The 25,057-nt window shown below is 68.9% G+C and carries 22 protein-coding genes and 2 tRNA genes; 13 read left to right on the top strand and 11 right to left on the bottom strand.

All coding sequences use genetic code 11. The annotated features are described in order from the left end of the window. Window positions 1-30 precede the first annotated feature (30 nt). Both N2M23_RS08495 and orn read right to left on the bottom strand, forming a co-directional pair. Window positions 31-103: transfer RNA gene (locus N2M23_RS08495), tRNA-His, on the bottom strand. A gap of 92 nt (window positions 104-195) precedes the next feature. Beyond that, window positions 196-810 carry an oligoribonuclease gene (orn, locus tag N2M23_RS08490; protein ID WP_265444725.1) on the bottom strand — a complete coding sequence of 205 codons (615 nt, stop codon included), beginning with the start codon at window positions 808-810 and terminating at the stop codon, window positions 196-198. Between the two features lie 77 nt (window positions 811-887). On the opposite strand from orn, the gene N2M23_RS08485 reads away from it, so the two are divergent. Next, the gene (locus tag N2M23_RS08485; RefSeq protein WP_265444723.1) at window positions 888-2,060 is read left to right on the top strand and encodes a PrsW family intramembrane metalloprotease; all 1,173 of its coding nucleotides are present in this window, start codon (window positions 888-890) and stop codon (window positions 2,058-2,060) included. 9 nt (window positions 2,061-2,069) lie between these two features. Here N2M23_RS08485 and N2M23_RS08480 read toward each other — a convergent pair. After that, window positions 2,070-2,146 (bottom strand) — tRNA-Arg (locus N2M23_RS08480). Window positions 2,147-2,224: 78 nt separating this feature from the next. Between N2M23_RS08480 and N2M23_RS08475 the strand changes: the two genes are divergently transcribed. From N2M23_RS08475 to ettA, 4 genes are all read left to right on the top strand, one after another. Beyond that, on the top strand, window positions 2,225-3,934 hold the full coding sequence (locus N2M23_RS08475; RefSeq protein ID WP_265444722.1) for a P-loop NTPase family protein: 1,710 nt from the start codon (window positions 2,225-2,227) through the stop codon (window positions 3,932-3,934). Next, window positions 3,931-5,583 (top strand): GTPase, encoded by a 1,653-nt coding sequence (locus N2M23_RS08470; protein ID WP_265444721.1) that lies wholly within the window; start codon window positions 3,931-3,933, stop codon window positions 5,581-5,583. The genes N2M23_RS08475 and N2M23_RS08470 overlap by 4 nt, the downstream gene beginning before the upstream one ends. A 137-nt stretch (window positions 5,584-5,720) precedes the next feature. Continuing rightward, a complete protein-coding gene (ssb, locus tag N2M23_RS08465) occupies window positions 5,721-6,365 on the top strand; it encodes a single-stranded DNA-binding protein (RefSeq protein WP_265444720.1) in 645 nt (214 codons plus the stop codon). A gap of 75 nt (window positions 6,366-6,440) precedes the next feature. Next, window positions 6,441-8,123: an energy-dependent translational throttle protein EttA gene (gene ettA, locus N2M23_RS08460; RefSeq protein WP_265444719.1), complete on the top strand. Its 1,683-nt coding sequence runs from the start codon at window positions 6,441-6,443 to the stop codon at window positions 8,121-8,123. 93 nt (window positions 8,124-8,216) lie between these two features. Here the strand turns inward: ettA and N2M23_RS08455 are convergent, their stop codons facing one another. After that, a complete protein-coding gene (locus N2M23_RS08455) occupies window positions 8,217-8,621 on the bottom strand; it encodes a VOC family protein (protein WP_265444717.1) in 405 nt (134 codons plus the stop codon). A 315-nt stretch (window positions 8,622-8,936) separates the two neighbouring features. Further along, a complete protein-coding gene (locus tag N2M23_RS08450; protein WP_265444715.1) occupies window positions 8,937-9,533 on the bottom strand; it encodes a GNAT family N-acetyltransferase in 597 nt (198 codons plus the stop codon). Window positions 9,534-9,627: 94 nt separating this feature from the next. Between N2M23_RS08450 and pdxR the strand changes: the two genes are divergently transcribed. Both pdxR and N2M23_RS08440 read left to right on the top strand, forming a co-directional pair. Further along, window positions 9,628-11,022 carry a MocR-like pyridoxine biosynthesis transcription factor PdxR gene (gene pdxR / locus N2M23_RS08445; protein ID WP_265444713.1) on the top strand — a complete coding sequence of 465 codons (1,395 nt, stop codon included), beginning with the start codon at window positions 9,628-9,630 and terminating at the stop codon, window positions 11,020-11,022. A 27-nt stretch (window positions 11,023-11,049) separates the two neighbouring features. Beyond that, window positions 11,050-11,991, top strand: coding sequence for an NADP-dependent oxidoreductase (locus tag N2M23_RS08440; RefSeq protein ID WP_265444711.1), 942 nt, complete (start codon window positions 11,050-11,052; stop codon window positions 11,989-11,991). Here N2M23_RS08440 and N2M23_RS08435 read toward each other — a convergent pair. Together N2M23_RS08435 and N2M23_RS08430 are read right to left on the bottom strand one after the other, a co-directional pair. Beyond that, complete coding sequence (locus N2M23_RS08435) at window positions 11,988-13,277, bottom strand: YncE family protein (RefSeq protein WP_265444710.1); 1,290 nt, start codon at window positions 13,275-13,277, stop codon at window positions 11,988-11,990. The genes N2M23_RS08440 and N2M23_RS08435 overlap by 4 nt on opposite strands. 72 nt (window positions 13,278-13,349) lie before the next feature. After that, window positions 13,350-14,300, bottom strand: coding sequence for an acyl-CoA thioesterase (locus N2M23_RS08430; RefSeq protein WP_265444708.1), 951 nt, complete (start codon window positions 14,298-14,300; stop codon window positions 13,350-13,352). A gap of 49 nt (window positions 14,301-14,349) precedes the next feature. Here N2M23_RS08430 and N2M23_RS08425 point away from each other — a divergent pair, with 49 nt between their 5' ends. Further along, a complete protein-coding gene (locus N2M23_RS08425) occupies window positions 14,350-14,811 on the top strand; it encodes an acyl-CoA thioesterase (RefSeq protein ID WP_265444707.1) in 462 nt (153 codons plus the stop codon). Next, entirely contained in the window at window positions 14,808-15,440 is a 633-nt protein-coding gene (locus N2M23_RS08420; RefSeq protein WP_265444706.1) for a DUF8185 domain-containing protein, read from the top strand. The genes N2M23_RS08425 and N2M23_RS08420 overlap by 4 nt, the downstream gene beginning before the upstream one ends. On the opposite strand, the gene N2M23_RS08415 is transcribed toward N2M23_RS08420, so the two are convergent. Both N2M23_RS08415 and N2M23_RS08410 read right to left on the bottom strand, forming a co-directional pair. Further along, window positions 15,437-17,140 carry a glycoside hydrolase family 13 protein gene (locus N2M23_RS08415; RefSeq protein ID WP_265444704.1) on the bottom strand — a complete coding sequence of 568 codons (1,704 nt, stop codon included), beginning with the start codon at window positions 17,138-17,140 and terminating at the stop codon, window positions 15,437-15,439. The genes N2M23_RS08420 and N2M23_RS08415 overlap by 4 nt on opposite strands. 63 nt (window positions 17,141-17,203) lie before the next feature. Continuing rightward, window positions 17,204-18,352, bottom strand: coding sequence for an ROK family transcriptional regulator (locus N2M23_RS08410; protein WP_265444702.1), 1,149 nt, complete (start codon window positions 18,350-18,352; stop codon window positions 17,204-17,206). 107 nt (window positions 18,353-18,459) lie between these two features. On the opposite strand from N2M23_RS08410, the gene N2M23_RS08405 reads away from it, so the two are divergent. Genes N2M23_RS08405 through N2M23_RS08395 form a run of 3 tightly spaced genes read left to right on the top strand, consistent with a single transcriptional unit; the run spans window position 18,460 to window position 21,504 of the window. Further along, on the top strand, window positions 18,460-19,740 hold the full coding sequence (locus N2M23_RS08405; RefSeq protein ID WP_265444700.1) for an ABC transporter substrate-binding protein: 1,281 nt from the start codon (window positions 18,460-18,462) through the stop codon (window positions 19,738-19,740). A gap of 13 nt (window positions 19,741-19,753) precedes the next feature. Continuing rightward, on the top strand, window positions 19,754-20,632 hold the full coding sequence (locus N2M23_RS08400) for a carbohydrate ABC transporter permease (RefSeq protein ID WP_265444699.1): 879 nt from the start codon (window positions 19,754-19,756) through the stop codon (window positions 20,630-20,632). Between the two features lie 2 nt (window positions 20,633-20,634). Continuing rightward, window positions 20,635-21,504, top strand: coding sequence for a carbohydrate ABC transporter permease (locus N2M23_RS08395; protein ID WP_265444698.1), 870 nt, complete (start codon window positions 20,635-20,637; stop codon window positions 21,502-21,504). 18 nt (window positions 21,505-21,522) lie between these two features. On the opposite strand, the gene N2M23_RS08390 is transcribed toward N2M23_RS08395, so the two are convergent. Together N2M23_RS08390 and N2M23_RS08385 are read right to left on the bottom strand one after the other, a co-directional pair. Further along, entirely contained in the window at window positions 21,523-21,900 is a 378-nt protein-coding gene (locus tag N2M23_RS08390) for a globin (protein ID WP_341870587.1), read from the bottom strand. A gap of 12 nt (window positions 21,901-21,912) precedes the next feature. Continuing rightward, on the bottom strand, window positions 21,913-22,830 hold the full coding sequence (locus tag N2M23_RS08385) for a mechanosensitive ion channel family protein (protein WP_265444696.1): 918 nt from the start codon (window positions 22,828-22,830) through the stop codon (window positions 21,913-21,915). Window positions 22,831-22,905: 75 nt separating this feature from the next. On the opposite strand from N2M23_RS08385, the gene malQ reads away from it, so the two are divergent. Further along, entirely contained in the window at window positions 22,906-25,053 is a 2,148-nt protein-coding gene (gene malQ, locus N2M23_RS08380; protein WP_265444695.1) for a 4-alpha-glucanotransferase, read from the top strand. Window positions 25,054-25,057 lie beyond the last annotated feature (4 nt).

Below are 25,057 nucleotides of genomic sequence, written 5' to 3'. Positions count from 1 at the left end.
CGTCTGTGCGACGACCGGGCCTCTTCCCGGGGTGAGTGACGGGGCTTGAACCCGCGACATCCGCGACCACAACGCGACGCTCTACCAGCTGAGCTACACCCACCATGGCTGCCTCCGGCGGGAGGCAACGCCGACTATCGTACCTGCTCCGGAGCAGTGGTCGTGACCACCACCAGGGCGGCTGGACAGTAGGCGTTATTCGCCGCTGTACTTCTCGGCGATCTTCTTGGCCTGCTTCGAGTCGGGACCGGGCGGGGCGACGAAGACCGCCTCCCGGTAGTAGCGCAACTCCTCGATCGACTCCCGGATGTCGGCCAGCGCGCGGTGGCCCCCGTTCTTCTCGGGGGCGTTGAAGTAGGCACGCGGATACCAGCGCCGGGACAGCTCCTTGATCGACGAGACATCGATGATCCGGTAGTGCAGGTGCGACTCGAGCTCCGGCATGTCGCGCGCCAAGAAACCGCGGTCAGTCGCGACGGTGTTGCCGCCGAGCGGCCAGCGGCCCTCGTCCGGAGCGAACTCACGGACGTAGTCGAGCACCTGCCGCTGGGCTTCCTCCATCGTGACGCCGCCCGAAAGCTCTTCCAGCAGACCGCTTTTGGTGTGCATGTCGCGCACGAAGTCGTTCATCTGCTCCAGCGCGTCGTCGGACGGTTTGATGATCACGTCGACACCGTCGCCGAGCTGGTTCAGCTCGAAGTCGGTGACCAGCGCGGCGACCTCGATCAGCGCATCGTCGGTCAGGCTCAACCCGGTCATCTCACAGTCGATCCAAACGATGCGGTCGCTGCGTGCCTTGTCCTCACTCACCCGCACACTGTAGGGGCATGTTCGCCATCCGGCGCACCGTGCGGGTGCGGGGCTCCCGTCATTAGAGTGCCGGGGTGATGCCGACGATGCAGGCCCGCGCCGACCGGCGGCCCCTGCTGCGCAAATGGCTGTATGCCGCCCTCGGCGCCCTCGTGTTCGGCTTCGGCGGCGTGGTCATGCTCGTCCTGATCGGCAGCCAATCGGGCGTCACCGCAACAGTTTTGGGATTTGTGCTGTCGCTGATCGTCGTCGGCGTCGTGGTGCCGGTCTTCCTGTGGCTCGATCGCTTTGAGCGTGAGCCACCGTGGATGCTGATCTTTGCGTTCCTGTGGGGCGCCTGCATCGCGACCCTGGGTGCGGCCATCCTGAACGACGTCGGCTCCTACCTGATCGACCCGTTGCGCGATCAGCAGCCGAGCGTCGCGGTGTGGGTGGCGCCGGTGGTGGAGGAGTCGATGAAGGGGCTTGGCCCGCTGATCCTGCTGTTGGTGCGACGGCGCGAGATCGACGGTGTCGTCGACGGCATGGTCTACGCCGGGCTGACCGCCGCAGGCTTCGCGGCGGTCGAGGACATCGTGTATCTCGCTGCGGGGTATGCCGATTCGGGGGACAAAGGTCTGGTCGCCACCTTCATCGTGCGCGTGCTGATGAGCCCGTTCGCGCACCCGATGTTCACCGTGTGCACCGGCATCGGCATCGGCATCGCGGCAACCACCCCGCACCGCTGGCTGCGGGTGGTCGCGCCGGTCGTCGGCTGGTGTGGCGCGGTGGCGCTGCACTGTGTGTGGAACCTCGGTGCCGTGCTCTCCCAGGACGGCTGGCTGATCTTCTACATCGCCCTCCAGGTGCCGCTCTTCGTCGGATTCGTGGCGCTCGTCGTGCTCGCGCGACGGCACGAGGGCCGCACGATCGCGGTCGAGCTCGGTCGGTATGTCGGCCCCGGCCTGCTGTCCGCGCAGGAGGTCACGATGCTCGCCTCGGTCAAGGAACGCCGCTACGCGGTCGCCTGGGCCGAACGACACGGCGGCAAGCGCGCGCAGCGTGAAATGCGGGAGTTCCAGGATGCCGGCAGCGAGCTGGCGATGATCCGCGCCCGGCTCGACCGCGGCCAGACCGACCCCAAGACCGTGCAGGCCGAGCACGAGCTGCTGCAACTGGTCGGCCGCCGACGTGCGCAGTTCCTCGGCACCGCGCTCTACCGCTACTACGACGACAGCGGGATCACCCGAGGCGGGGAGCAGCCGGTATGAAGCATCACATGGCGCCCCCGGCAGGACTCGAACCTGCGACCTAGGGATTAGAAGGCCCTTGCTCTATCCAGCTGAGCTACGGGGGCGGGCCTAGCAAGTGTAAAAGGCGCGCGGGGATGCCCCGGAAGTTGAGTCGGGGGCGCTGACACGAAATGCTGTGCCCTGTGTCCGACGACGTCGAGGGCGAACGCCTACTCACCGCGCTGCAATCGCTGCGTCGTGGCGTGGACGCGACGGCGCTCCCGCTGGACCTGCCGGCGGTCGACCAGGCTCGGCGTGAGCGCGCCGAACTCCTCGCCCAGCTCGACGACTACATCATTCCGCGGGTCACCGCCCTCGACGCGCCGCTGCTGAGCGTCGTCGGCGGCTCGACCGGTGCCGGCAAGTCCACCCTGGTCAACTCGTTGGTCGGCACGGTGGTCACCCGCAGCGGCGTGCTGCGCCCGACCACCCGCGCGTCGACGCTGATCCACAACCCGGCCGACGAGCGGTGGTTCACCGGCACGCGGGTGCTGCCCGGCCTCGCGCGACTGACCGGTGCCTCGCCCGAGACCGGCGACCCCAACACGCTCCGGCTCGTCGCGAGCACCGGCGTACCCCAGGGCCTGGCACTGCTCGACGCACCCGACATCGACTCGGTGGTGTCCGCCAACCGGGACCTCGCCCGACAGCTGCTGTCCGCGGCGGATCTGTGGCTGTTCGTCACCACGGCCGTGCGGTATGCCGATGCGGTCCCCTGGGACCTGCTGCAGCAGGCGATCCGCCGCGGCACCTCCGTCGCGGTCGTCCTCGACCGGGTGCCGCTCGACGCGATGGAGGAAGTGCGGGCCGACCTGGCCGGGATGCTGATGGAGCAGGGGCTCGGTCAGTCGCCGGTTTTCGCGATTGCCGAGGCGACGCTGACCGAGGACGGGCTGCTCCCGCCCAGTGAAGTCGAGCGGATCAACGGCTGGCTGCGCTCGCTCGCGGCCGACGCGCACGCGCGCAGCATCGTCATACGACGAACCCTGCAGGGAGCTCTTGACTCGCTCGACGGCCGAGCCCGCGCGCTCGGCAACGCCGCTCAGGAGCAGACCGACGCCCGTGGGGCGCTGCACACGGCGGCGCTCGACGGTTACGCGACGGCACGGTCCGGCGTCGAGGAAGGCATGCGGGACGGATCCTTGTTGCGTGGCGAAGTGCTTGCGCGCTGGCAGGAATTCGTCGGCACCGGAGAACTCTTCCGGCAGCTCGAAGCGGGCGTCGGACGGATGCGCGACCGTGTCGTCGCCGTGCTTCGCGGCCGCGGCCGCCAGCAGCCCGCGAACGAGCTCGGCGAGGCGCTGCAGAGCGGTGTCGCCGCGCTGCTCCAGGCGCACGGCGAAACCGCGGCGATCACCGTGAGCCGTGCCTGGCGCAGCCTGCCCGGTGGCGCACCGATCATCGAAGCGCATCCCGAACTCGCAGACGTGTCAACCGATTTCCACGCTCGCTCCGAGAAGCTCGTGCGCATGTGGCAGGACGACGTGATGGCGATGGTGCGCGAGGAAGCCGGCAATAAACGCACCACTGCCCGCTTCCTCGCGTTCGGGGTCAACGGCATCTCGGTGCTGCTGATGCTGGTGGTCTTCTCCGCCACCGCCGGCCTCACCGGCGCCGAGATCGGCATCGCCGGCGGTTCGGCGATCCTGGCCCAGCGACTGCTCGAAGCAGTCTTCGGCGACCAGGCGGTGCGTTCGCTGGCCGCCCGAGCTCGCACGCGCCTGCTCGAACTCGCCGACGAGCTGTATGGCGCCGAACGCGCCCGGTTCGAGGACGTGCTCGACCAGGCCGCGCCGGTCACCGAACCGGCCGCGCTCGCGAGCGCAATCTCCGACGTACAGGCGGCTCGATGAGCAACCTCTTCCGCCGTGACACCACGGCCACCGCCGACAGCGCGGTCTCCCGCGCCGACCTGACCTCCCGCAGTGAGGCGTTGGCCGAGGCACTGCGCATGGGCGCGGGACGCCTGCCTGCGGAGCAGGTCACCCAGACCCAGGAGCTGTTGCGCAAGGTCGACTCCCGCACCTCGATCGCCGGCTCACGCACGGTCGTCGTGCTCGCCGGTGCCACCGGCAGCGGCAAGTCAAGCTTGTTCAATGCCCTTGTCGGAGAACCTGTTTCGCGCATCGGCGCGCGCCGTCCTACGACCTCGGTGCCGAGCGCCGCAGTCTGGGGAGACGAGCCGAGCGGCGAGTTGCTCGACTGGCTCAAGGTCGGTGCGCGTCACCAGGTCCCGCCGACCGCACGTCGCGCCGAGACGCTCGACGGCCTGGTGCTGCTCGACCTGCCGGACTTCGACTCGCGGGTCGCCGCGCACCGCGCCGAGGCCGACCGGGTGATCGGGCTCGCCGACGTCTTCATCTGGGTCACCGACCCGCAGAAGTATGCCGACGCCGTGCTGCACGACGACTACGTGAAGCGGCTGGCGGGACACAACACGGTCACGCTCGTGGTGCTCAACCAGATCGACCGGCTCACCCGGCCCCAGGTGGCCGCGTGCGTGGATGACCTGCACGGACTGCTCACGGCCGATGGACTGAAGGACGTCACGATCATCCCGACCTCGGCGGCGCGCGGCATCGGCCTCGACGACGTCGCGGGCACGATCGCCGCGATCGTGCAGGAACGCAACGCGGCCGAGCAGCGGCTCCTCGCCGACCTGCGCGGCCAGGCGCGCACCCTGTTGACGAGCGTCGCGCCGGGCGAGGCGACCCTGCACCGGTCCGACGACTCCCAACTGAACGACGCGCTCGCCCGGGCCGCCGGCGTGCCGGCCGTGGTGAGCGCGGTCGAGCGGGACTACCGCATGCAGTCGGTGCGGCACGGCGGCTGGCCGTTCACCCGCTGGGTGCACCAGTTGCGTCCGGCGCCGCTGCGGCGGCTCGGGCTGGACAAGGTCGGGGGTATGACGCGCAGCGAGGCCAAGCGCGCGCTCGGCCGTTCCTCGGTGCCGCCGCCGACGCCGGCCGCGCGGGCCGCGGTCGATCTGGCGACCCGCAAGGTCGGCCAGACCGCAGCCGAGGGTCTGCCGGCGCCGTGGGCCGATGCCGTGCACGACGCGGCCACCCCGAGCGACCAGCATCTGCACGACGCTCTCGACCAGGCCGTGCTCGGCACCACGCTGCGCGAGCGATCGCCGATCTGGTGGACGGTCGCGTCCGTCCTGCAGTGGATCTTCGCGGCCGCGGTGATCGTGGGCCTGCTGTGGTTGGTGCTGCTCGCGGCGCTCGGCTTCGGCCAGATCCACGTCTCCGCGCCGACCTGGCTCGGCATACCGATCCCGTTGTGGTTGCTGGTGGTCGGTGTTCTCGCCGGACTCTTGCTCGCGCTGCTGTCGCGGTGGTTCGCCGCGCGCGGGGCGCGGCGGCGGGCCGAGCACGCCGACCGCAGGCTGCGCAAGGCGGTGTCCGGCGTCGCGGCCGAGCAGATCCACGAACCGGTGGCCCGGATCTTGCGCGAGCACCGTCATACCCGGGAAGCGTTGGAGACGGCCGCGGCCTGAGCCGCTTGTCCACATCCCCGCGCGCGCACGACGCTTTGTTCACAGCCGGCTGCATCGCGGGTTCCCGGGACGGTCGGATCGTCCGACTCTGGGCGCAGGTGACCGCCTGGTCGCCGCATCCACGCAAAGGACGAGTCATGAACGAAACCACCGTCACCATCCACGGCAACCTGGTCGCCGACCCTGAGCGGCGCACCGGACGCACCGGTGAGTTCACCACCTTCCGCGTCGCCGTCAACGAGCGCTGGTATGACAGGAAGACCCAGTCGTATGTCGACGGCGCCAGCTCCTTCTACAACGTCCGGGCGTTCCGGACCCTTGGTGAGCACGTGCACAAGTCGTTGCACTCGGGCGCGGCCGTGATCGTCACCGGCTTCCAGCGCGTCAATCGCTGGCAGACCGCCTCGGGGGAGTCCCGCGAGACCATCGAGATCGACGCGCACAACGTCGGGCCCGACCTGCGGTGGGGCATCGCCACCTTCCAGCGGGTGCGAGTCCGGGAGGAGTCGACCGGCTGGGGCGAGCAACGCACGGAGAAGCCGCAGGGTCCGCAGGTCGACGCATGGTCGCAGCAAGCATCCACGCAGGAGGCGTCCCCGGCCGTCCGGGCGGCGGCACCGGGCTGGCAGTCCGGCCCGTTGGTGTCCTCCGATCAGGCGCCGGACTTCGCCTCGGCTGAGGCGACGGCGCTGCAGGAATCCGTCGACGGGGCAGGCGATTTCGTCGAGCAGGATGCGTCCGCGTCCCACCAGGAGTTGCCCGTCGGGCAACAGGCGAGCTGAGGTGTAGCCCGCAGGCCGCCGCTGTGCGCGGGCGCGATTTCGAACGCACCGCCTTGCCCCGATAGCCTGACGGCCATGCCCGAGTTCATTTACACCATGACCAAGGCGCGCAAGGCGGTCGGTGACAAGCTGATCCTCGACGACGTCAGCATGTCCTTCTACCCCGGCGCCAAGATCGGCGTCGTCGGGCCGAACGGCGCCGGCAAGTCGACGATCCTGAAGATCATGGCCGGCCTGGATCAGCCGTCCAACGGTGAGGCCCGACTGTCACCCGGTTACAGCGTCGGCATCCTCCAGCAGGAGCCCCCGCTCAACGAGGACAAGGACGTCCGCGGCAACGTCGAGGAAGGCCTCGGGCAGATCAAGGCCGACCTCGACCGCTTCAACCAGATCTCCGAGGAGATGGCGCAGCCGGACGCCGACTTCGACGCGCTCATGGCCGAGATGGGCACCCTGCAGGAGAAGATCGACGCCGCCGACGCCTGGGACCTGGACTCCCAGCTCGAGCAGGCGATGGACGCCCTGCAGTGTCCGCCCGGCGACGCCGACGTGAGCGTGCTGTCCGGTGGTGAGCGCCGCCGCGTGGCGCTCTGCAAGCTGCTGCTGTCCAAGCCGGACCTGCTGCTGCTCGACGAGCCGACCAACCACCTGGACGCCGAGTCGGTCAACTGGCTCGAGCAGCACCTGGCGTCTTACGCCGGCGCCGTGCTGGCCGTGACCCACGATCGCTACTTCCTGGATCACGTTGCCGGCTGGATCTGTGAGGTCGACCGCGGCCGGCTCTACCCCTACGAGGGCAACTACTCCACCTATCTGGAGAAGAAGCAGGAGCGCCTGCAGGTCCAGGGCAAGAAGGACGCCAAGCTCGCCAAGCGATTGAAGTCCGAGTTGGAGTGGGTGCGGTCCAACGCCAAGGCGCGGCAGACCAAGAGCAAGGCGCGTCTGGCTCGCTACGAGGAGATGGCCGCCGAGGCCGAGCGCACCCGCAAGCTGGATTTCGAAGAGATCCAGATCCCGCCGGGTCCGCGGCTCGGTGCTCAGGTGATCGAGGTCAAGGACCTGCGCAAGGGTTTCGGCGACCGGGTGCTGATCGACGGTTTGTCCTTCACCCTGCCGCGCAACGGCATCGTCGGTGTGATCGGCCCCAACGGCGTCGGCAAGACCACGCTCTTCAAGACCATCGTCGGACTCGAGGAGCCGGACAGCGGCGAGGTCAAGGTCGGCGACACCGTCAACATCTCGTATGTCGACCAGGGCCGCGGCGGACTGGACGAGAACAAGACGCTCTGGGAAGTCGTCTCCGACGGGCTGGACCACATCCAGGTCGGGCAGGTCGAAATCCCCTCGCGCGCCTACGTTTCGCAGTTCGGCTTCAAGGGGCCGGACCAGCAGAAGAAGGCCGGCGTGCTCTCCGGTGGTGAGCGCAACCGTCTCAACCTGGCGTTGACCCTCAAGCAGGGCGGCAACCTGCTGCTGCTCGACGAGCCGACCAACGACCTCGATGTCGAGACCCTCGGCTCGCTGGAGAACGCGCTGCTCGACTTCCCCGGCTGTGCCGTGGTGATCAGCCACGACCGGTGGTTCCTCGACCGGGTCGCCACGCACATCCTGGCCTACGAGGGCACCGACGAGAACCCGGCCAACTGGTACTGGTTCGAAGGCAACTTCGCCGCCTACGAGGAGAACAAGGTCGAGCGTCTCGGCGTCGAGGCTGCCCGCCCGCACCGGGTCACCCACCGGCGCCTGACCCGCGACTGACCCCAAGCGCGACAGGCACGGCAAACGCTTTGCGGGGACCACGGATCTGTGGTCCCCGCAAAGCGTTTCTGGTCGCTTCGAGCCGAGCGCCGGCTACTGTGTCGCGGCGGCTCGTCGAGCGGCAACCTCGCCGTCCGACATCAGGACGCAGAACTCGTTGCCCTCCGGATCGGCAAGCACTGCCCAACCGCTATCCGGTTTGCGGCGGTCGTCATACATCGTCGCACCGAGCGCGAGGATGCGATCGACCTCCTCGTCGCGAGTCAGATCGGTCGAGCGCAGGCAGATGTGCATGCGGTTCTTGACCGTCTTGCGCTCCGGCACCTTGAGGAAAATCAGATATGTGTTATCCGGGCCGGCCAGGCCGGCCTCCTTGTCGCCGGGCTGCGGTGGGTCGTCGCTCTCGAGCTGGTAATCACCCAGCACCTTGGCCCACCAGAGCGTCTGAGCGTAGGGGTCGGCGGCGTCGATGCAGAAGTTGGCAGCGCGTGAGGTCATGCGCCACATCGTGCTGCCCACCACCGACAGCCGCAATGACCTCAACCGGACGCGCGTTGTGGGCGACCGTCGTCGCAAAAGTGCGGTGGTCGGTCGGTGGGGTGCGCGGTGGGGGCGACCGTCGTCGCAAAAGTGCGGTGGTCGGTCGGTGGGGTGCGCGGTGGGGGCGACCGTCGTCGCAAAAGTGCGGTGGTGGGTCGGTGGGGTGCGCGGTGGGGGCGACCGTCGTCGCAAAAGTGCGGTGGTGGGTCGGCGGGGTGCGCATTGGGGGCGACCGTCGTCGCAAAAGTGCACATCGGTCGTGGCGGGCCGGCCTCAGATGCGGTGCCGCAGGCGATGCTCCAGGTTGGCGCGGACGGTTGGCCACTCGTGCCGCAGGATCGAGAAGAGTACGGCGTCGAGCAGGGCGCCGTTGCGGTGCCGCTTGTTGCTGCGCAGCACGCCGTCCTGCTTGGCGCCGAGCCGGGCGATCGCCTCGCGTGACTGAGTGTTGACCCATTGGGTGCGCAATCCGACGCATTCGACGCCGAGTTCGTCGAAGGCATGCTCCAGGAGCAGCAGTTTCGACTCAGGGTTGGTGCCGGTGCCGTGCGCGGAGGCGGCGTTCCAGGTGTAGCCGACCTCCAGCCGAGGCACCTCCGGGTCGATGTCGTAATAGGTGGTCATCCCGATGACTCGATCGTCGGACTGCCGGATCGCGGTGAACGGCACCATCTCGCCCTTCGCCTGCAGAGCGAGACGACGCTCGATCTCGGCGCCCATGTCCTCCGGGCGCGGCACCGAGGTGTACCACCGGTCCCACACGTCTCCGTCGCGGATGGCCTCGACCAGTCCGTCGTGATGGTCGGGGGAAAGCGGCTCGAGGCGGACAAGTTTGCCGGTCAGGGTGACCGGCTGCAGGGGAGTTGGCATCGATGAAGTCGGCGTCATACGAGGATTCGATCAAATACTGGTCATCCAAATCAGACCAGAAAGAGCAAAACTGAAAGACCAGTATGGTGTCGGTGTGCCACGCACCCGTCGACCCGACACCTTCCACCTGCCGCCGCAGGACGCGCGCTCGGCGGATGCCGTCGCGGAGCACGTCGTCCGGCTGATCGCAGCCGGCACGCTCGCCGTCGGTGACCAGCTGCCGTCGACGCGCGCGTTGGCACTGGATGCCGGGATCCCCAGGTCGCGTGTGGTGCGTGCCTACGAGTTGCTCGGCGCCGGTGGCTATGTGACGGCCAAGGCCGGGTCGGGTGTGCTGGTCGCGGCCGGCCGTGCGGCGGCGAGCAGTGTCACAGCGCTGCCCGGGCCGAGTGCGCGGGGTCGGTCCCCGAAGCGGCCGATCAGTCGTCCGCGGCTCAATCTGATGCCGGGAGCGCCGGACACGTCGCTGGTCGACGAGCGTGCGTGGAGGCAGGCGTGGCGGGAGTCGAGCCGCCAAGTGCCGGAGCTGGACTGGTATCGGCCGAACGACCACGACCGGCTCTCGCGTGCGCTGCGCGACCATCTTCGTCGGGTGCGCGGAGTTGTCGCCGACGCGGCGGACATCGTCATCTTCCCGGGGGTGACCGCCGCGATCACCGCTGTGATCGATGCAGTCGCTCCCCGACGTGCCGCGATGGAAGACCCTGGCTACCGTTGGGCACGAACACCGTTGCAGGACAACGTTGCCCGAGTGGATTTGCTCGCGGTGGACGACGAAGGTCTGCCGGTAGACCAGCTGCACCCCGCACACCAGCTCGTCTATGTCACGCCGGCGCACCAGTACCCGCTGGGCGGCCGGATGCCGGTGCAACGTCGGCACGAGCTGCTGCGCTGGGCGCGGGAGCATCGTTGCGTGGTGATCGAGGACGACTTCGACGGTGAGTTCCGCCACGACGCGCCACCATTGGGGCCGTTGCGTGCGATGGCGGGCGCCGCGGATCAGGTCGTGTATGTCGGGACGGCCTCCAAGACGCTCACTCCGCACCTTCGCCTGGCGTGGGCGGTGACTCCACCCGGCCTCACCGAAGCGGTGCGACTGGCTGCGTCCCGGCGGCGCGCCGATGTCTGTCTGATCACCTCCGGCGCACTGGCGAGCTTCATCGAATCAGGTGCAATGGCAAAGCATTTGGCGCGGACCCAGCGCACCTATGCCGCGCGTAGACAGCGGCTGGTGGCGGCACTGTCCGAGCAGTTGCCCGAGCTCCGGCTGACCGGCGCAGACAGCGGCATGCACCTGACTGCACGCTGGCTCGGTGGCCGGGAGGACGTCGAGGTGGTCGACCGGTTGCGCAAGCGTGGGCTGGCGACGGCGGCGCTCTCGTCATACGGCGTGGAACATCGGCCGAACGGTCTGCTCCTGGGCTACGCGCAGCTGCCGGAGACGGCGGCGACCGGGGCAGTGCGTGACATCGCGCGAGCCCTAGACTGAAGGCCCCTCGCTCGGAAGGAGCCGGCTGTGCGTGCAGCTACCTATTCGGCCTATTCCCAGGACAATTCGACCCTCGGGGTCACCGAACAACCCGACCCGAAGGTTGCGCCGGGCACGGTGCTGATCGAGGTCGGGGGAGCGGGAGTCAACCCGGTCGACTGGAAGGTGATGGCCGGCTATCTGGACGGCCTGATGGACGCGGTGTTCCCGGTGATCCCCGGCTGGGACGTCGCCGGAGTGGTGAAGGCGGTCGGACCGGACACCCCGGAGTTCGCGGTCGGTGACGAGGTGTACGCCTACGCGCGCAAGGAGGTCGTGCACGGCGGGACCTTCGCCGAGCTGGTGGCAGTGCCCGCCGAGTCGGTCGCCCGCAAGCCGAGCAGTCTGGACCTTGTGCAAGCGGGCGCCGTGCCGCTCGCCGGCCTGACCGCCTTGAAAGCATTGCAGAGCACCGGAATCAGTCCCGACGGCAGCGGCAAGACAGTGCTGATCCACGGCGGCGCCGGCGGTGTCGGTGGGTTCGCCGTGCAGATCGCCAGGGCCGCCGGTGCTCGGGTGATCGCGACGGCGTCCGAAGGCAACCACGACTACCTGAGGTCGCTCGGCGCCGAGCCGGTGACGTATGGCGCAGGCCTGCCCGATCGGGTGCGCGCCCTCGCCCCTGACGGCGTCGACGCGGTCGTGGACTTCGTGGGCGGCGTCGAGCAGGACACCCTGGCAGTGCTTGCCGGTGACGGGCAGCACGCCTCGATCGCAGACGCCGAGGTGACCGAGCACGGCGGCGAATACCTCTGGGTGCGGCCGAGTCATGACGGCCTGGTCTTTCTCGCCGAACTCATCGACGCAGGAAAGGTGACCGTCGAGGTGGCGCAGACGTTCGGCCTCGACGGAGTCGGTGCTGCCTTTGACCTCAGCCGGGCCGGTCACACCCGGGGCAAATTGGTGATCGTGCCGACTGACCGGGGCTAACCCGACGTTGCCGTGGCGCTCGCGCTGCCGGTTGCTGCGGAGGCCTTCTTGCTGTCGTCGAAGACGATCATGCTGCCGCCGTAACAGGCGACCCAGACCTGTCGCGTCGTGTCGTCATACGTGATGCCGATCGGGCTCTGATCGGTCTCGACCCGCTGAGTGACCTTCATGTCTGCGGTGCTGATCTTGCTCATCGAGGCGCCCAGGTAGTTGACCGTGTAGAGCGCGGTGCCGTCCTGCGAGATCGTCATGCTGCGCGGCTCGGGCCCGGAGACCACCTGGGAGACGGTCTGGTCGTTGGACGTGTCGATCTTGTAGACGCTGTTGGTGCCGCTCGCGGCGAGGTAGAGGTACTTGCTGTCGGGGGAGAGCACCAGGTGGCGGGGTCGGTTGACCTCCTTGATCACCTTGGTGGTGCCTGTCTGCAGGTCGACCTTGACGACCTTGTTGCCATACATCGCCGCGACGTAGGCGGTGCGGTTGTCGGGCATCACCACGATGCCTCGTGGCTGTTGCCCGATCTTGATCACCTTGGTCTGCTTGGCGCTCGCCCGGTCGACGACACTGATCGTGAAGTCACACCAGTTGCTGACCAGCACCTTGCTCTGATCCGGTGTGATGGCAACGTATTTCGGCACTGCGCCGACGGGAATCACCTGGTCCCAGTCCATCTTCTCGGCGTTGAAGCGGTAGAGGTAGCTCGACCCGACGCCGGAGTCGGACGTGCAGTCGTCGAAACCCTCCTTGCCGAAGCCGGTGCCGTACATCGTGTACTGCGACACGTAGGCGTACTTGCCGTCCTTGGTCCACGCGGCTTCCACCGGCGAACCCTTGGAGATCCCGGGGTGCCCCGAGATCCCGAACTTCGCCAGGTCCACCGAGTCGGGCAGCTTCTTCAGCAGCTTCCGGGAACGGGAGTCGTAGAGCGCAACGGTGTGGCTGTACATCATGTTGTTGGCGATCACCAGGCCGTGCTGGCTCGCGTCCACCGACTTCGGCGTGATGCCGCCGGTGAAGCGGTCGATCCGTTGCAGCGCGGTGCCCGAGGACGGGCCGTCCTGTGCCGGCGACTTCGGTGCCGGCGACTGCGAGGACTCCGACGGGGCCGACCTCGAAGTGCTGCTGGTGCCGTCGGTTGCCGCGTCGGCAGCCTTCGAGGGGCTGAACGAGCGCCATACCGCGACGGTCGAGCCGACCGCCACGACAAGCAGCAGCACCACCAACGCCAGCACCAGACGCCGCCGTCGGACATAGATGTCGTCTTGTTTCCACCGGGCCCCCGCCATGGCAGTGAGCGTACGGGAGAAACGCCCAGTTCAATGTGATAGAAGCCGCATCGGCGAGCCGCCGCCGCGGGGTCACTCCGGTTTGAGCCGGACCATGCCCTCCTGCGCGACGGATGCGATGAGTGTTCCGTCCAGTGCGAAGATCTTGCCCAGTCCGAGACCTCGGCCACCGGACGCGGAGGGGGATTCCTGCTCGTAGAGCACCCACTCGTCGATGCGGCCCGGCCGGTGAAACCACATCGCGTGGTCCAGACTGGCCGCACGCAGCCGCCGGTTGGCCCAGGCCAGACCGTGCCCGCGCAGCACCGACTCCAGCAGTGAGTAGTCGGAGGCGTAGGCGAGCACTGCGGCGTGCAGCAACGGATCGTCGGGCAAGGTGTCGAGCGCCTTCATCCAGACGTGCTGCTGGGCCGCGTGCTGCCGACCGGGCACGAGGAAGATGGCGCCCTCGACCGTGCGCACGTCCATCGCCCGGCGCTTCCAGTGCTCGGCCGCCGGGTGGTCGATGCCGGCGAGTTCTTCGGCGGTGGTGCGCACCCGATCCGGGTCGGGCACCGAACTCATCGCGGCCTGGTGGTCCAGGCCTTCGGCCGGCTCCTGGAAGGAAAGCGTCGCAGACAGGATCGTGTGGCCGTACTGCATCGCGTAGACCCGGCGCACCGAGAACGAGTTGCCGTCGCGCAGGTTTTCCACCCCGAACTCGATGGGGTGGCCCGAGTCGCCGGGGCGGATGAAGTAGCCGTGCAGCGAATGCACCAGCCGGCTCTCCAGCCCGGCCGACGCAACCGAGCGGCCGGCCGCGATGACCGTCTGGGCGAGCACCTGGCCACCGAACGCTCTGCCGTGCGGGGTGCGCTGGCTGCGACCGGTGAACAGCTGCAGGGTGCGCTCGCTGATGTCGATCTCGGGAGCGTCGGCCGGTGCGGTCACCACCGAGCTGGTCTGCGCCTCGCCGACCGACCGCAGGTCGAGCACGTCGAGCAGGTCGGCCACGGGATCGGGGGTTTCGTCGTCGGAGCTCACGGCGTGAGCCTAATCGGCGCCGTTCGGCCGGTGCTGGGAGCATGGGGACATGCCGACTCGTCCCTATTACGTCGATGTCCCGCTTCGCTGGTCGGACATGGACGCGCTGCGTCACATCAACAACGTGCAGTTCCTCCGCCTGCTGGAGGAGGCGCGGGTGCACGGATTGCGCGAGTGGTTCGAGAGCACCGCCGCCGATCGGCACCGGCCGCCGCTGCTCATCGCGCGCGCCGAGATCGACTACGTCCGGCAGCTGCACTACCGCGAGGAACCGATCGTCATCGCCATGTGGGTGCCGAACATCTCCGGAGCCTCCTTCGACCTGGCCTACGAGGTGCTCTCCTCGCGTCAGCCCGACGCGGAGGTGTATGCCGTGGCCGAGACCACCCAGGTCGCCTTCGACATGGAGACCCAGCGGCCGATGCGCCTGAGCGAGGCCGATCGCGAGGTGCTCGGGCGATATGCCGGTAAGCCGCCGCACATGAAACGGCGGCCGAAGGGCCACCTGTGACGCTGCGCCTGGCGGACGCCGAGACGCGCGCGGACCTCGCGACGTATGTCGGGCGGGTGCGGCGCCTCGACGAGAGCGGTGCGATGCGTCTGCAGGCGACCGGTCGCACTCTCGCTGCCTGGGCCGGGGTCCTGTCCGGTCGCGGGTTGTCCGCCGAGGGCACCGCGCTCGGGCTGCGGGTGATGGCGCTCGCGGAGGACGCCGACGACGATGCGGTGGTGCCGGTCGCCGCGCTGGGCGACCGGCTTGCTCGTGCCGGGTCCGGGACCGACCTCGACGTGCCGCCGACCCGCGTCATGGTCAGCTGGGCTGCGGTGTCGCCACCCCGGTCGGGTTGGGAGCCGATCGGCGAGGTGCCGACGAGCGCACTCAAAGACGTTGCCGAACAAGGCATTTCGCAGATCGCGGCAGGTGCTCCGGAAGGTTCCGGGGCGGCAGCCGTCGAGTCGCTACGGCAACGTGTCTGGGGCCGGGGCTTCTCGGCTCCGGGCGGTGCCGACGGGTTGCCGGCCGGTGCGGCGTTTGCGGCATACACGTTGGGTTTCGTGGTCGGCGACCATGCCCAGGTGTATGCCGCAGGCCGCTGGCACCGGCTCAGCACCCCCGTCGGGCACGTCCTCGTGCGCTAACCCAGCCAGACGGCCGTGTCGGTCGGCAGTTCGGCGGTGATGCCCGGTTCACTGGTAACCAGCACCGCACGGTCCGCCGGCAGCGGCACCGGGGTTGCGCCGAAGTTGACGATGACCCGGACTGTGGACGCACCGCTCGTCACGTCATACGCGAGGACGTCCTCGCCGAGGTCGACCGCGGCGAGCGACCCCTCGCCGAGGTCGAGCTCGCGTCGCACCCGCAGCAGCCGGCGGTAGAGCTCGAGCGTGGAGCCCGGGGCGCCGTCCTGCTGGTCGACGGCGAGCTCGCCATACGCCTCGGGCTGGGGGAGCCAGGGCCGGTCCCCGTTGCCGAATCCGTATGACGCAGCGTCCTTTTCCCACGGCATCGGGACGCGGCACCCGTCGCGTCCCTTCTCCCGGCCCGCGGTGCGGTGGAAGGTCGGGTCCTGACGCACCTCGTCCGGCAGGGTGGTCGCCTCGGGCAGCCCGAGCTCCTCACCCTGGTAGAGGTAGGCGCCACCCGGCAGGGCCAGCATCAGCGTCGTCGCGGCACGTGCCCGGCGCAGGCCGAGCTCGGCGTCCGGCTGCGGGTCGTCCGCGCCGATCCCGTTCGGCCGCGGCTGGCCGACCGGCAGCCCCAGCCGCGAGGCGTGCCGCACGACGTCGTGGTTGGACAGCACCCAGGTGGTTGGGGCGCCCACCGCGTCGTTGGCCAGGTAGGACCGGCCGATCGCGTCCGCGAGGTCGCGCGCCCGCCAGGGCGCCTGCAGGAACTCGAAGTTGAAGGCCTGCTGGAACTCGTCGTCGCGCACGTAGAGGGCGGCCCGGTCGGCCGGCTGCACCCAGGCTTCGGCGACCATCGCACGCTCGCCGGGGTAGGACGCGAGCACCTTGTGCCAGGCGCGGTAGACCTCGTGCACGCCGTCCTGGTCCCACATCGGCGGCCGGGTCTGGTCGCCGCTGAGCTCCAGCATGTTGAGCGGACCGCTCCAGTCGGGCAGGCCGTCGGCCTTGATCAGGCCGTGCGCGACGTCGACCCGGAAGCCGTCCACGCCACGGTCGAGCCAGAAGCGCAGAATGTCCTCGAACTCCGAACGCACCTGGGGGTTCTGCCAATTCAGGTCCGGCTGCTTGCTGTCGAAAAGGTGGAGATACCACTGGCCGGGAGTGCCGTCGGGCTCGGTGACGCGGGTCCACGCGGCGCCGCCGAAGACGCTCTCCCAGTTGTTCGGCGGGAGCTCGCCGTGCGCGCCGGAACCGTCGCGGAAGATGTAACGCTCCCGCTCCGCCGAGCCCGGGGCGGCCCGCAGTGCCGACTGGAACCACGCGTGCTCGTCGGAGGTGTGGTTGGGGACCAGATCGACCAGCACCCGCAGACCGAGCTCGTGGGACTTCTCGATGAGCGCGTCGGCGTCCGCAAGCCTGCCGAAGAGCGGTTCGACTCCGCGGTAGTCGGAGACGTCATACCCGGCGTCCGCCTGGGGGGAGGGGTAGAAGGGCGACAGCCAGACCGCGTCCACGCCCAGTGCCTTGAGGTAGGGAAGTCGTGACGTGATGCCCGGCAGGTCGCCAACGCCGTTGCCGTCGGCGTCGGCCCAGGAGCGCGGGTAGATCTGGTAGATGACCGCGCTGCGCCACCACTCACCGCCCGGGTGGGCGCCGTGCAGCTGCACTTCGGTGGTCGCCTCGGTCGTGGCCGAGGTGTTGGTGTCTTGCATCGAAATCCTTTCTCGTGGTGCGAAGTTCATGGGTTTTTAGAAGTTCATGGCTTCGGGAGGTGCTCACGGCCGGGCCAGCAGCCGCTCCCAGGCGTATGACGAAGCTGCAGCCACGCCCCCGTGGACGACCGCGGTGCCGCCCAGCGTCGATGCCCGCAGGGTGACCGGCCGCCGCTGGAGCTCCTCCATCTGCGGCAGCCCAGCCTCCAGTGCCGCGATCAACCCCGGGGCTCCGGCGACCGCCCCGCTGATGACGATCACCTCCGGGTCGAGCAGCAGGTGCAGCGAGGCGATGACCCGAGCGACCGGCCGGACCGCCCGCTCGACCAGGCGCCGGGTCGCGACATCCTTGGTCGCGAGGTCGAACACCGTTGCCGGATCGGTCATTCCGCGAGGCGCGGCAGCCTGGCGGACCAGGTAGCCGACACCGAGAGTGCCCTCGACACCGCGGAGGAGGCCGGCGCCGCCGATCTCGCCGGCGCCCCCGCGCGAGCCGTGCAGCAGACGCCCGTCGCAGACGACGCCGGCGCCGAGCCGTTCCCCGGCGAGCAGTGCCACCAGGTTGTCGCTGCCCTGAGCGACGCCGCCCGCTCGCTCTGCGAGGGCGGCGAGGTTGGCGTCGTTGTGCAGGACGACCGGTGCCCCCTGTGCGCGGGCGACCTTGTCGGACAGCCCCGCCCGCGGCAGGTCGCCGAGGAAATCCTCGTCGGCGATGATCTCGGCCCCGTGCACCGGCGCCGGAAGCCCGATCGCCACCGCGAGCAGCCGGTGCTCGGGCAGCTTGGCGCGCAGGGCGGACAACTGCTTGTTGATCGCGCCGATGCGGGCTCGCCCGCCCGCCGTCGGCGAGATCGCCACGCTGCTGGAGTGCCGGATCCGGCCGGCCAGGTCGGCGATCGCGACGCGCACCCGCCCGAGACCGAGGTCGACTCCGGCGACGAAACCGGCGTCCGGGTCGATCTCGAACGTGCGGGCCGGGCGGCCCCGTCCCGACGTGACGCCGGGCACCTCGCGCACCCAGCCCGCCGCGACGAGGTCGTCGCAGGCGGTCAACACCGTCGGCCGCGACAGGCCGGTCGCCGCGACCACATCGCCCGCGGCGGCGGGGGAGCCGGTCCGCAGCACGGTCAGCACCCGGACGGCGCTGTCGGCGCGGGCATCGGGCACCCCGAGGGCCAGTGCGGGCAGGTCAAGGCTCGACGTCGTCGTCATGGGCGCGCTCCCTCCCGATTGTCGCGAAGTGCTTGACAGTGGCCTGCGTCACACGACAATATCAACTCGGTTTATTAAAGTCACCTTATTTAATCGTCGGAGGCAGCATGTCACAGCTCCCACCCACGCGGCGCCAGGTGCTCCGCTGGGGCCTGCTCGGCGCGGCCGGTGCCGCGACCTCGGGCGCCCTGGCCGGGTGCGGACTCGGCTCGAGCGACGACATCCGCTTCCTGCAGAACAAGCCCGAGGTGATCCCCTACTTCGACAAGCTGACCGCACAGTTCAACAGCTCGCAGCGCGGCGTGCGCGCCTCACACGATCCGACCACGACGCCGCTCACGCCGCAGTTCGTGCGCGGCACACCGCCCGACTTGGCTTGTTACAACTACCAATTGGAAGCGGCCAGCTTCCTTGCTCGCGGTGCGCTCAGCGACCTGTCGGACCTGCCCGAGGCCAAGACGATCGCGCCGAGCGTGCAGGCGCTCGTCGGGCAGTTCGCCAGCTACAAGGGCCAGACCAGCGTGCTTCCCTACTCCGTCGCGTCGGCCGGAGTGATCTACAACAAGGAGCTCTTCGCCAAGCACGACGTCGCGGTGCCGACCACGTGGAGCGAACTCATCTCCGCCTGCAAGAAGTTCCAGGCGGCCGGGGTGACGCCGATCTACTTCACCTTCCTCGACGGCTGGACGCTGTTGCAGGGCATCTGGGACTACGTCAGCGGCGGCACCCTGGACGTGGCCGCATTCTTCAAGCGGCTCAAGGACGAAGAGGGCAAGGTCGACAAGAACTCGCCAGCGTCGTTCAGCCGCAACTTCGGCGACGCCTGCCACAAGATGGTGCAGCTCTACCGCTACCGCAACGCCAACGCGCCGAGCCTCAACTACAACGCCGGCAACACCGAGTTCGCCAAGGGCAAGGCGGCGATGTATCTGCAGGGGCCGTGGGCGCTGACCCCGCTGGCCGCCGCCAACCCGAAGCTGCAACTCGGCTCGTTCGCGCTGCCCTGCACCGACGACCGCGCCGACACCAAGGTGCGGGTCAACCTCGACCTGGCGCTGTGGATCCCGAACGACTCCAGCCGCAAGGAGCAGGCGCGCACCATGCTGCAGTGGCTGATGAGGCCCGAGGTGATGAACGCCTACAACAAGCAGGCGCTGGCCACCTCGCCGACGGTGAACGCGCCGCCACTGGCTGATCCGCGCGTTGCGGGACTCTCGTCATACGTGCAGCAGGCGAGGTTCTACCAGGGCGCGAGCACCTACATCTCGATGACGATCCCGCTCGGCAACTACATCCAGACCATGCTCACCAGCGGTGACGTGCCCGGTCTGCTGAACCGGCTCGACACCGACTGGGCAAACCGCGCCGCTCGGTCGGCGGCGGCCTGAGAGGACCGATCCGATGACCGCAACAACCCGCCGCCGTCGATCCGACACGGCATACGTCTGGATGCTCTTCCCGGCGCTCGCACTCTTCACCGTCTTCGTGACCCTCCCGGCGCTCGTCGGGGTGTTCTTCAGCTTCACCAACTACGCCGGCTTCGGCTCGTGGAAGTGGGTCGGCTTCGAAAACTATCGATCGCTCTGGCACGACAGCACGATCCTCGGGTCCTACCGGTTCACACTGCTTTTCGCGGTCGTGACCACAATCGTGGTCAATGCGCTCGCCCTGGCGCTGGCGATCGGGCTGAGCTCGAAGATCCATTTCAAGCGCGGCCTGCGCAGCGTCTTCTTCGTGCCGATGGTGCTGTCCGGCATCGTCGTCGCCTACGTCTTTCAGTATTTCTTCTCGTTCTCGGTCCCGTCCGTCGCGAGCAGCCTCGGCTGGACCGGCGGTGAGCAGAGCCTGCTCGCCAACCAGGACTGGGCCTGGCTCGGCGTGGTGATCGTGACCGCGTGGCAGGCGATCCCGAGCGCGATGATCATCTACCTGGCGGGGCTGCTCGCCATACCTGGTGAGGTCTACGAGGCCGCGTCGCTGGACGGCGCGAGCGCGTGGCGGCGCTTCCGCAGCATCACGCTGCCGCTGGTGGCCGGCTACGTCGTGGTCAACTCGATCCTCAGCTTCAAGAACTTCCTCAATGCGTATGACGTGATCGTCGGTCTGACCGGCGGCGGTCCCGGCACCTCCACCACGAGCGTGGCGATGGGCATCTTCAACGGCTTCAACAACGGCGACTACGCCTACTCGATGGCCAATGCGGTCGTCTTCTTCGTGATCACCGTCGTGATCTCCCTGCTGCAACTGCGGCTGCTCCGCGGTCGAGAGGTGAATCTCTAGACATGGCAACGATTCCGACTCCTGCACCTCGCGCGCGCAGCAGTGCTGCCACCGGCGAGCGCCGCAGCTGGAAGCTGACCACCGTGCTGGCCATCGCCAGCCTGGCAGTGTTCATCCCGCTCTACCTCGCGGTCACGATGGCGCTCAAGACCAACGCCGAGGCGTCCAGCGGCAGCGGCTTCGCACTGCCCACCTCGCTGCACTGGAGCAACTTCTCCACGGCGTGGGACCTGGTGCACTTCCCGCGGGCTGCGGCGGTGTCGGTGGTCATCGCGGTCGTGGCGGTCGTCGGTTCGCTCGCCGTCTCGTCGATGGCGTCCTACGCGATCGTGCGCAACTGGCACCGCAAGGCGTTCCGCTACTCCTACTTCTACCTGCTGGCCGCGATGTTCATCCCGTTCCCGGTGATCGCGCTGCCGCAGGTGAAGCTGACCGCACTACTCGGCCTCGCCAACCCGATCGGTGTCGGGCTGCTGCACGTGCTGCTCTCGATGGGCTTCAACATCCTGCTCTACACCGCGTTCCTGCGGTCGATCCCGTTCGAGCTGGAGGAAAGCGCCCGGCTGGACGGCGCGAGCACCTGGCAGACGTTCCGGCAGCTGATCGTGCCGCTGCTCGGGCCGATGAACGCGACCGTCGGCATCTTCGCGTTCCTCGCCTCCTGGAACGACTACATGATGCCGGCGATCATCACCGCCGACGCGCAGTACCAGTCGCTGCCGGTGGTACAGAACATCTTCGCGGTCTCACTGACGACCAACTACAACGTGGCCTTCGCGTCATACCTGATGGCGATGCTGCCGACCCTGGTGGTCTACTTCCTCGCCCAGCGCTGGGTGCTGAGTGGCGTCACCCAGGGCGCGATCAAGTAACCCCACGAAGTTCGGGGGTCAGTCCTCCCAGGCGTTGACCATCGAAAACGCCGCGCGCGTGAGGTATTCGCGCAGCAGGGCGTCGTGCTGGGCGTCGAGGTCGAGGGAGTCGACCGCGGCCAGCATGTGCGTGAGCCAGCGGTCGCGCTGCGCCGGCGTCACCTTGAACGGCAGGTGCCGCATCCGCAGCCGCGGGTGACCCCGCTCCTGGCTGTAGGTCGTCGGGCCGCCCCAGTACTGCTCGAGGAAGAGCAGCAGACGCTCCTCGGCCGGGCCGAGATCCTCCTCGGGGTAGAGCGCCCGGAGTTCGGGGTCGCTCGCGACGCCGACGTAGAACTCGTGCACCAGCTTGGCGAACGTCGGGTGTCCGCCGACCTCGTCGTAGAACGTGCTCACCACGCCATCCAATCAGTTCGTGGTCGGACCGGGCGCCGCGCCCTGGCCGGGGTATGACGGGAGCTGCGGACCGCGCACGCCCGCCGCGTCGAGCGCGACCTTGGCCCGCTCGCGAATCTCCCGGGCCACGCTGTACTGCTCGTTCGGCACACAGGTCGCGATGATCCGCAAGGTGACCACACCACTGCTCACCGACTCCACGCCCGCGACCTGCGGCTCCTCCAACAGCCTTTCCTTCCATGGGGATTCGTCGTCCACGGCGGCAACCACCTGACGCAGCACCTGCAGCGCCTTCTCCACCGACTGGTCGTAGCCGATCGGCACGTCGATCAGTGCGGTAGCCCAGCCTTGCGACTTGTTGCCGACGCGCAGGATCTCGCCGTTGCGGACATACCAGACCACGCCAGAAGCATCGCGCAGCCGGGTGACCCGCAGCGTGACCTCCTCGACCGTGCCGATCGCCTGACCGGTGTCGATGACGTCGCCGACGCCGTACTGGTCCTCCATGATCATGAAGATCCCGGACAGGAAGTCCTTCACCAGGCTCTGCGCGCCGAAACCGAGCGCGACACCGCCCACACCGGCGGAGGCGAGCAGGGGCGCGAGCGGGACGCCGAGCGTGGACATGATCGTCAGCCCGGCGATGCCGAAGATCACGATCGTGGTCACCGACCGCAGGATCGAGCCCATCGTCGCCGCGCGCTGCTTGCGCCGCTCGGAGTCCAGGCCGGTCGCTTGTCGCAGCACCCGCCCGGCGCGGCCCTCGCGCTGAGCGCCGCGGTGCTCCATCACCCGCACCGCCCGCCGGATGGCCCGGATCACCAACCATCGCAAGAGCACTGCCCCGATCAGGATGCAGACGATCATCAGCGGCGTGCCGACGGCCCAGTCCAGGGTTGAACGCTGATCCGCCTGAGCAAGAGAAGGCATGGGGTCCATCATGGGCGCTGGCACCCCGGACAGTGCCACCTGCCGCGGTGTGGCGCCTCTGACACACTGGCGCACATGCCCGACGCACCACCCGCCGCGCCCTCCGAAACCCTCGCCCAACTCGCCCGCGCCCACGGCGTCGCCACCGACTACTGGGACTGGAAGGGCAACCACGTGACGGTCTCGCGAGCGACCGTCGTCGCCGTGCTCGACGCCCTCGGCGTCGACGCGGGAGACGACGACGCCGCCCGCGAGGCGCTCGCCGACAAGGCGCTCGAATCCTGGCGCCGAGTGCTCCCGCCGGTGGTCGTCATGCGCGAGGGCTGGACCCCGTGGGTGCCAGTGCATGTGCCGGCCGACGCTCCCGTCGACGCGCGAATCACCTTGGAGGACGGCGAAACCCGCGACATCCCGCAGGTCGACCATCAGGTCGAACCCCGCGAGGTCGATGGGAAGCGGACCGGCGAGGTCACCTTCGAGCTGCCGAGCGACCTGCCGCTCGGCTACCACCGCCTGCAGGTGTCGTATGGCGAGGGTGACGTGCAGACCGCCGAGACCACCGTGATCGTCACCCCCGTGACGCTGGAGCTGCCGGACGCGCTGCAGCAGGACCGCGCCTGGGGGCTGACCACTCAGCTCTACTCGGTGCGCTCCGAACGGTCGTGGGGGATCGGCGACGCCGCGGACCTCGCCGAGCTCGGCACCTGGGGCGCGCGCCAGGGGGCCGATTTCGTGCTGATCAACCCGGTGCACGCCGCGGAGCCGGTCGCGCCGATGGAGGCCTCGCCATACCTGCCGACGTCGCGCCGCTTCGTCAACCCGATGTACATCCGGGTGGAGGAGGTGTCCGAACTCGGCTACCTGTCGGCCGCGCAGCACCAGCTGGTCGAGTGGCACAGCGACGACGCACGCCGGCTCAACAAGCTGGATCACCTGGACCGGGACGGCAGCTGGCAGTCCAAGCAGGCCGCGCTGCGGATGATCTTCCGCACCGAGCGCACCCACCGCCGGCGTCGCGACTTCGAGAGCTTCTGCGAGCGGGAGGGCCAGGGGCTGTTGGACTTTGCGACCTGGTCGGCGATCGCGGTCGACCGTGGGTTGCCGTGGAGCGACTGGCCGGCCGAGCTGCAGGACCCCCGTAGCGATGCGGTCGCCGCGGAGCGCGACCGGCTCGCCGAGGAGGTGGAGTTCCACTGCTGGCTGCAGTGGATCGTGCAGTCGCAGTTCACCGACGCCCAGCACGAATTGCGTGCTGCGGGAATGTCGCTCGGCGTCATACAGGATCTTGCCGTGGGGGTGCATCCCGGCGGCGCCGACGCGTGGGCGCTCGGCGACGTGCTCGCCGGGGGAGTGTCGGTCGGCGCCCCGCCGGACGACTACAACCAGCAGGGTCAGAGCTGGAGCCAGCCGCCGTGGCGACCGGACCGACTCGCCGAGCTCGACTACGCCCCCTACCGCGACCTGCTGCGCACCTGCCTTCGTATGGCGGGGGGCCTGCGCGTCGACCACATCCTCGGACTGTTCCGGCTCTGGTGGGTGCCCGACGGTCAGGGCCCCGCGGAGGGCACCTACGTGCGCTACGACCACGAGGCGATGGTCGGCATTCTCGCGCTCGAGGCGCAGCGCGCCGGCGCCGTCATCATCGGCGAGGACCTCGGCACGGTCGAGGACTGGGTGCGCGACTACCTTGCCGAGAGAGGGCTTTTCGGCACTTCGATCCTGTGGTTCGAACGCACCGACGACGGCTCGCCACGGCAGCCGGAGACCTACCGCAGCCTCGCGCTGGCGAGTGTCACCACCCACGACCTGCCACCGACGGCCGGTTATCTGCAGGGTGAGCATGTGACCGTCCGGCACGAGCTCGGGCTGCTCGAGCACTCCCTGGAGGAGGAGCTCGAGCAGGACACCGCGCAGCGGGAGAAGGTGCTGGCCGCACTGCGCGAGCGCGGCCTGCTGCGCGACGGGGCTTCGGTCGACGACCAGGTCGACGCGCTGCACCGCTTCCTCACCTGGTCGCCGAGCAAACTGCTCGGCGTCTCGGTCAACGACCTGGCCGGTGACGTGCGCACGATCAACCAGCCGGGCACCTTCGAGGAGTACCCCAACTGGCGGCTGCCGCTCGCGGGCGCCGACCGCGAGGCGGTCACCCTCGACCAGCTGATGGTGTCGCGGCGGGCCAAGCGGCTGATCCGGGCGGTCACCCGACGCGGGGAGGGTGCGTAGCTTC

Origin of the sequence: Flexivirga meconopsidis, assembly GCF_026162425.1 — a bacterium.
Taxonomy (GTDB): Bacteria; Actinomycetota; Actinomycetes; order Actinomycetales; family Dermatophilaceae; genus Flexivirga; species Flexivirga meconopsidis.
This window is presented reverse-complemented; position numbering and strand designations above follow the sequence as displayed.

What these genes read in the sequence shown, in the direction of transcription:
- N2M23_RS08410 (WP_265444702.1), bottom strand. Translation starts at nt 18,352, where the DNA reads ATGACGACGACGTCGAGCCTTGACCTGCCCGCACTGGCCCTCGGGGTG.
- N2M23_RS08470 (WP_265444721.1), top strand. Translation starts at nt 3,931, where the DNA reads ATGAGCAACCTCTTCCGCCGTGACACCACGGCCACCGCCGACAGCGCG.
- ssb (WP_265444720.1), top strand. Translation starts at nt 5,721, where the DNA reads ATGAACGAAACCACCGTCACCATCCACGGCAACCTGGTCGCCGACCCT.
- N2M23_RS08425 (WP_265444707.1), top strand. Translation starts at nt 14,350, where the DNA reads ATGCCGACTCGTCCCTATTACGTCGATGTCCCGCTTCGCTGGTCGGAC.
- N2M23_RS08415 (WP_265444704.1), bottom strand. Translation starts at nt 17,140, where the DNA reads ATGCAAGACACCAACACCTCGGCCACGACCGAGGCGACCACCGAAGTG.
- N2M23_RS08405 (WP_265444700.1), top strand. Translation starts at nt 18,460, where the DNA reads ATGTCACAGCTCCCACCCACGCGGCGCCAGGTGCTCCGCTGGGGCCTG.
- N2M23_RS08435 (WP_265444710.1), bottom strand. Translation starts at nt 13,277, where the DNA reads ATGGCGGGGGCCCGGTGGAAACAAGACGACATCTATGTCCGACGGCGG.
- N2M23_RS08400 (WP_265444699.1), top strand. Translation starts at nt 19,754, where the DNA reads ATGACCGCAACAACCCGCCGCCGTCGATCCGACACGGCATACGTCTGG.
- ettA (WP_265444719.1), top strand. Translation starts at nt 6,441, where the DNA reads ATGCCCGAGTTCATTTACACCATGACCAAGGCGCGCAAGGCGGTCGGT.
- N2M23_RS08455 (WP_265444717.1), bottom strand. Translation starts at nt 8,621, where the DNA reads ATGACCTCACGCGCTGCCAACTTCTGCATCGACGCCGCCGACCCCTAC.
- N2M23_RS08385 (WP_265444696.1), bottom strand. Translation starts at nt 22,830, where the DNA reads ATGCCTTCTCTTGCTCAGGCGGATCAGCGTTCAACCCTGGACTGGGCC.
- N2M23_RS08450 (WP_265444715.1), bottom strand. Translation starts at nt 9,533, where the DNA reads ATGCCAACTCCCCTGCAGCCGGTCACCCTGACCGGCAAACTTGTCCGC.
- N2M23_RS08395 (WP_265444698.1), top strand. Translation starts at nt 20,635, where the DNA reads ATGGCAACGATTCCGACTCCTGCACCTCGCGCGCGCAGCAGTGCTGCC.
- malQ (WP_265444695.1), top strand. Translation starts at nt 22,906, where the DNA reads ATGCCCGACGCACCACCCGCCGCGCCCTCCGAAACCCTCGCCCAACTC.
- N2M23_RS08485 (WP_265444723.1), top strand. Translation starts at nt 888, where the DNA reads ATGCCGACGATGCAGGCCCGCGCCGACCGGCGGCCCCTGCTGCGCAAA.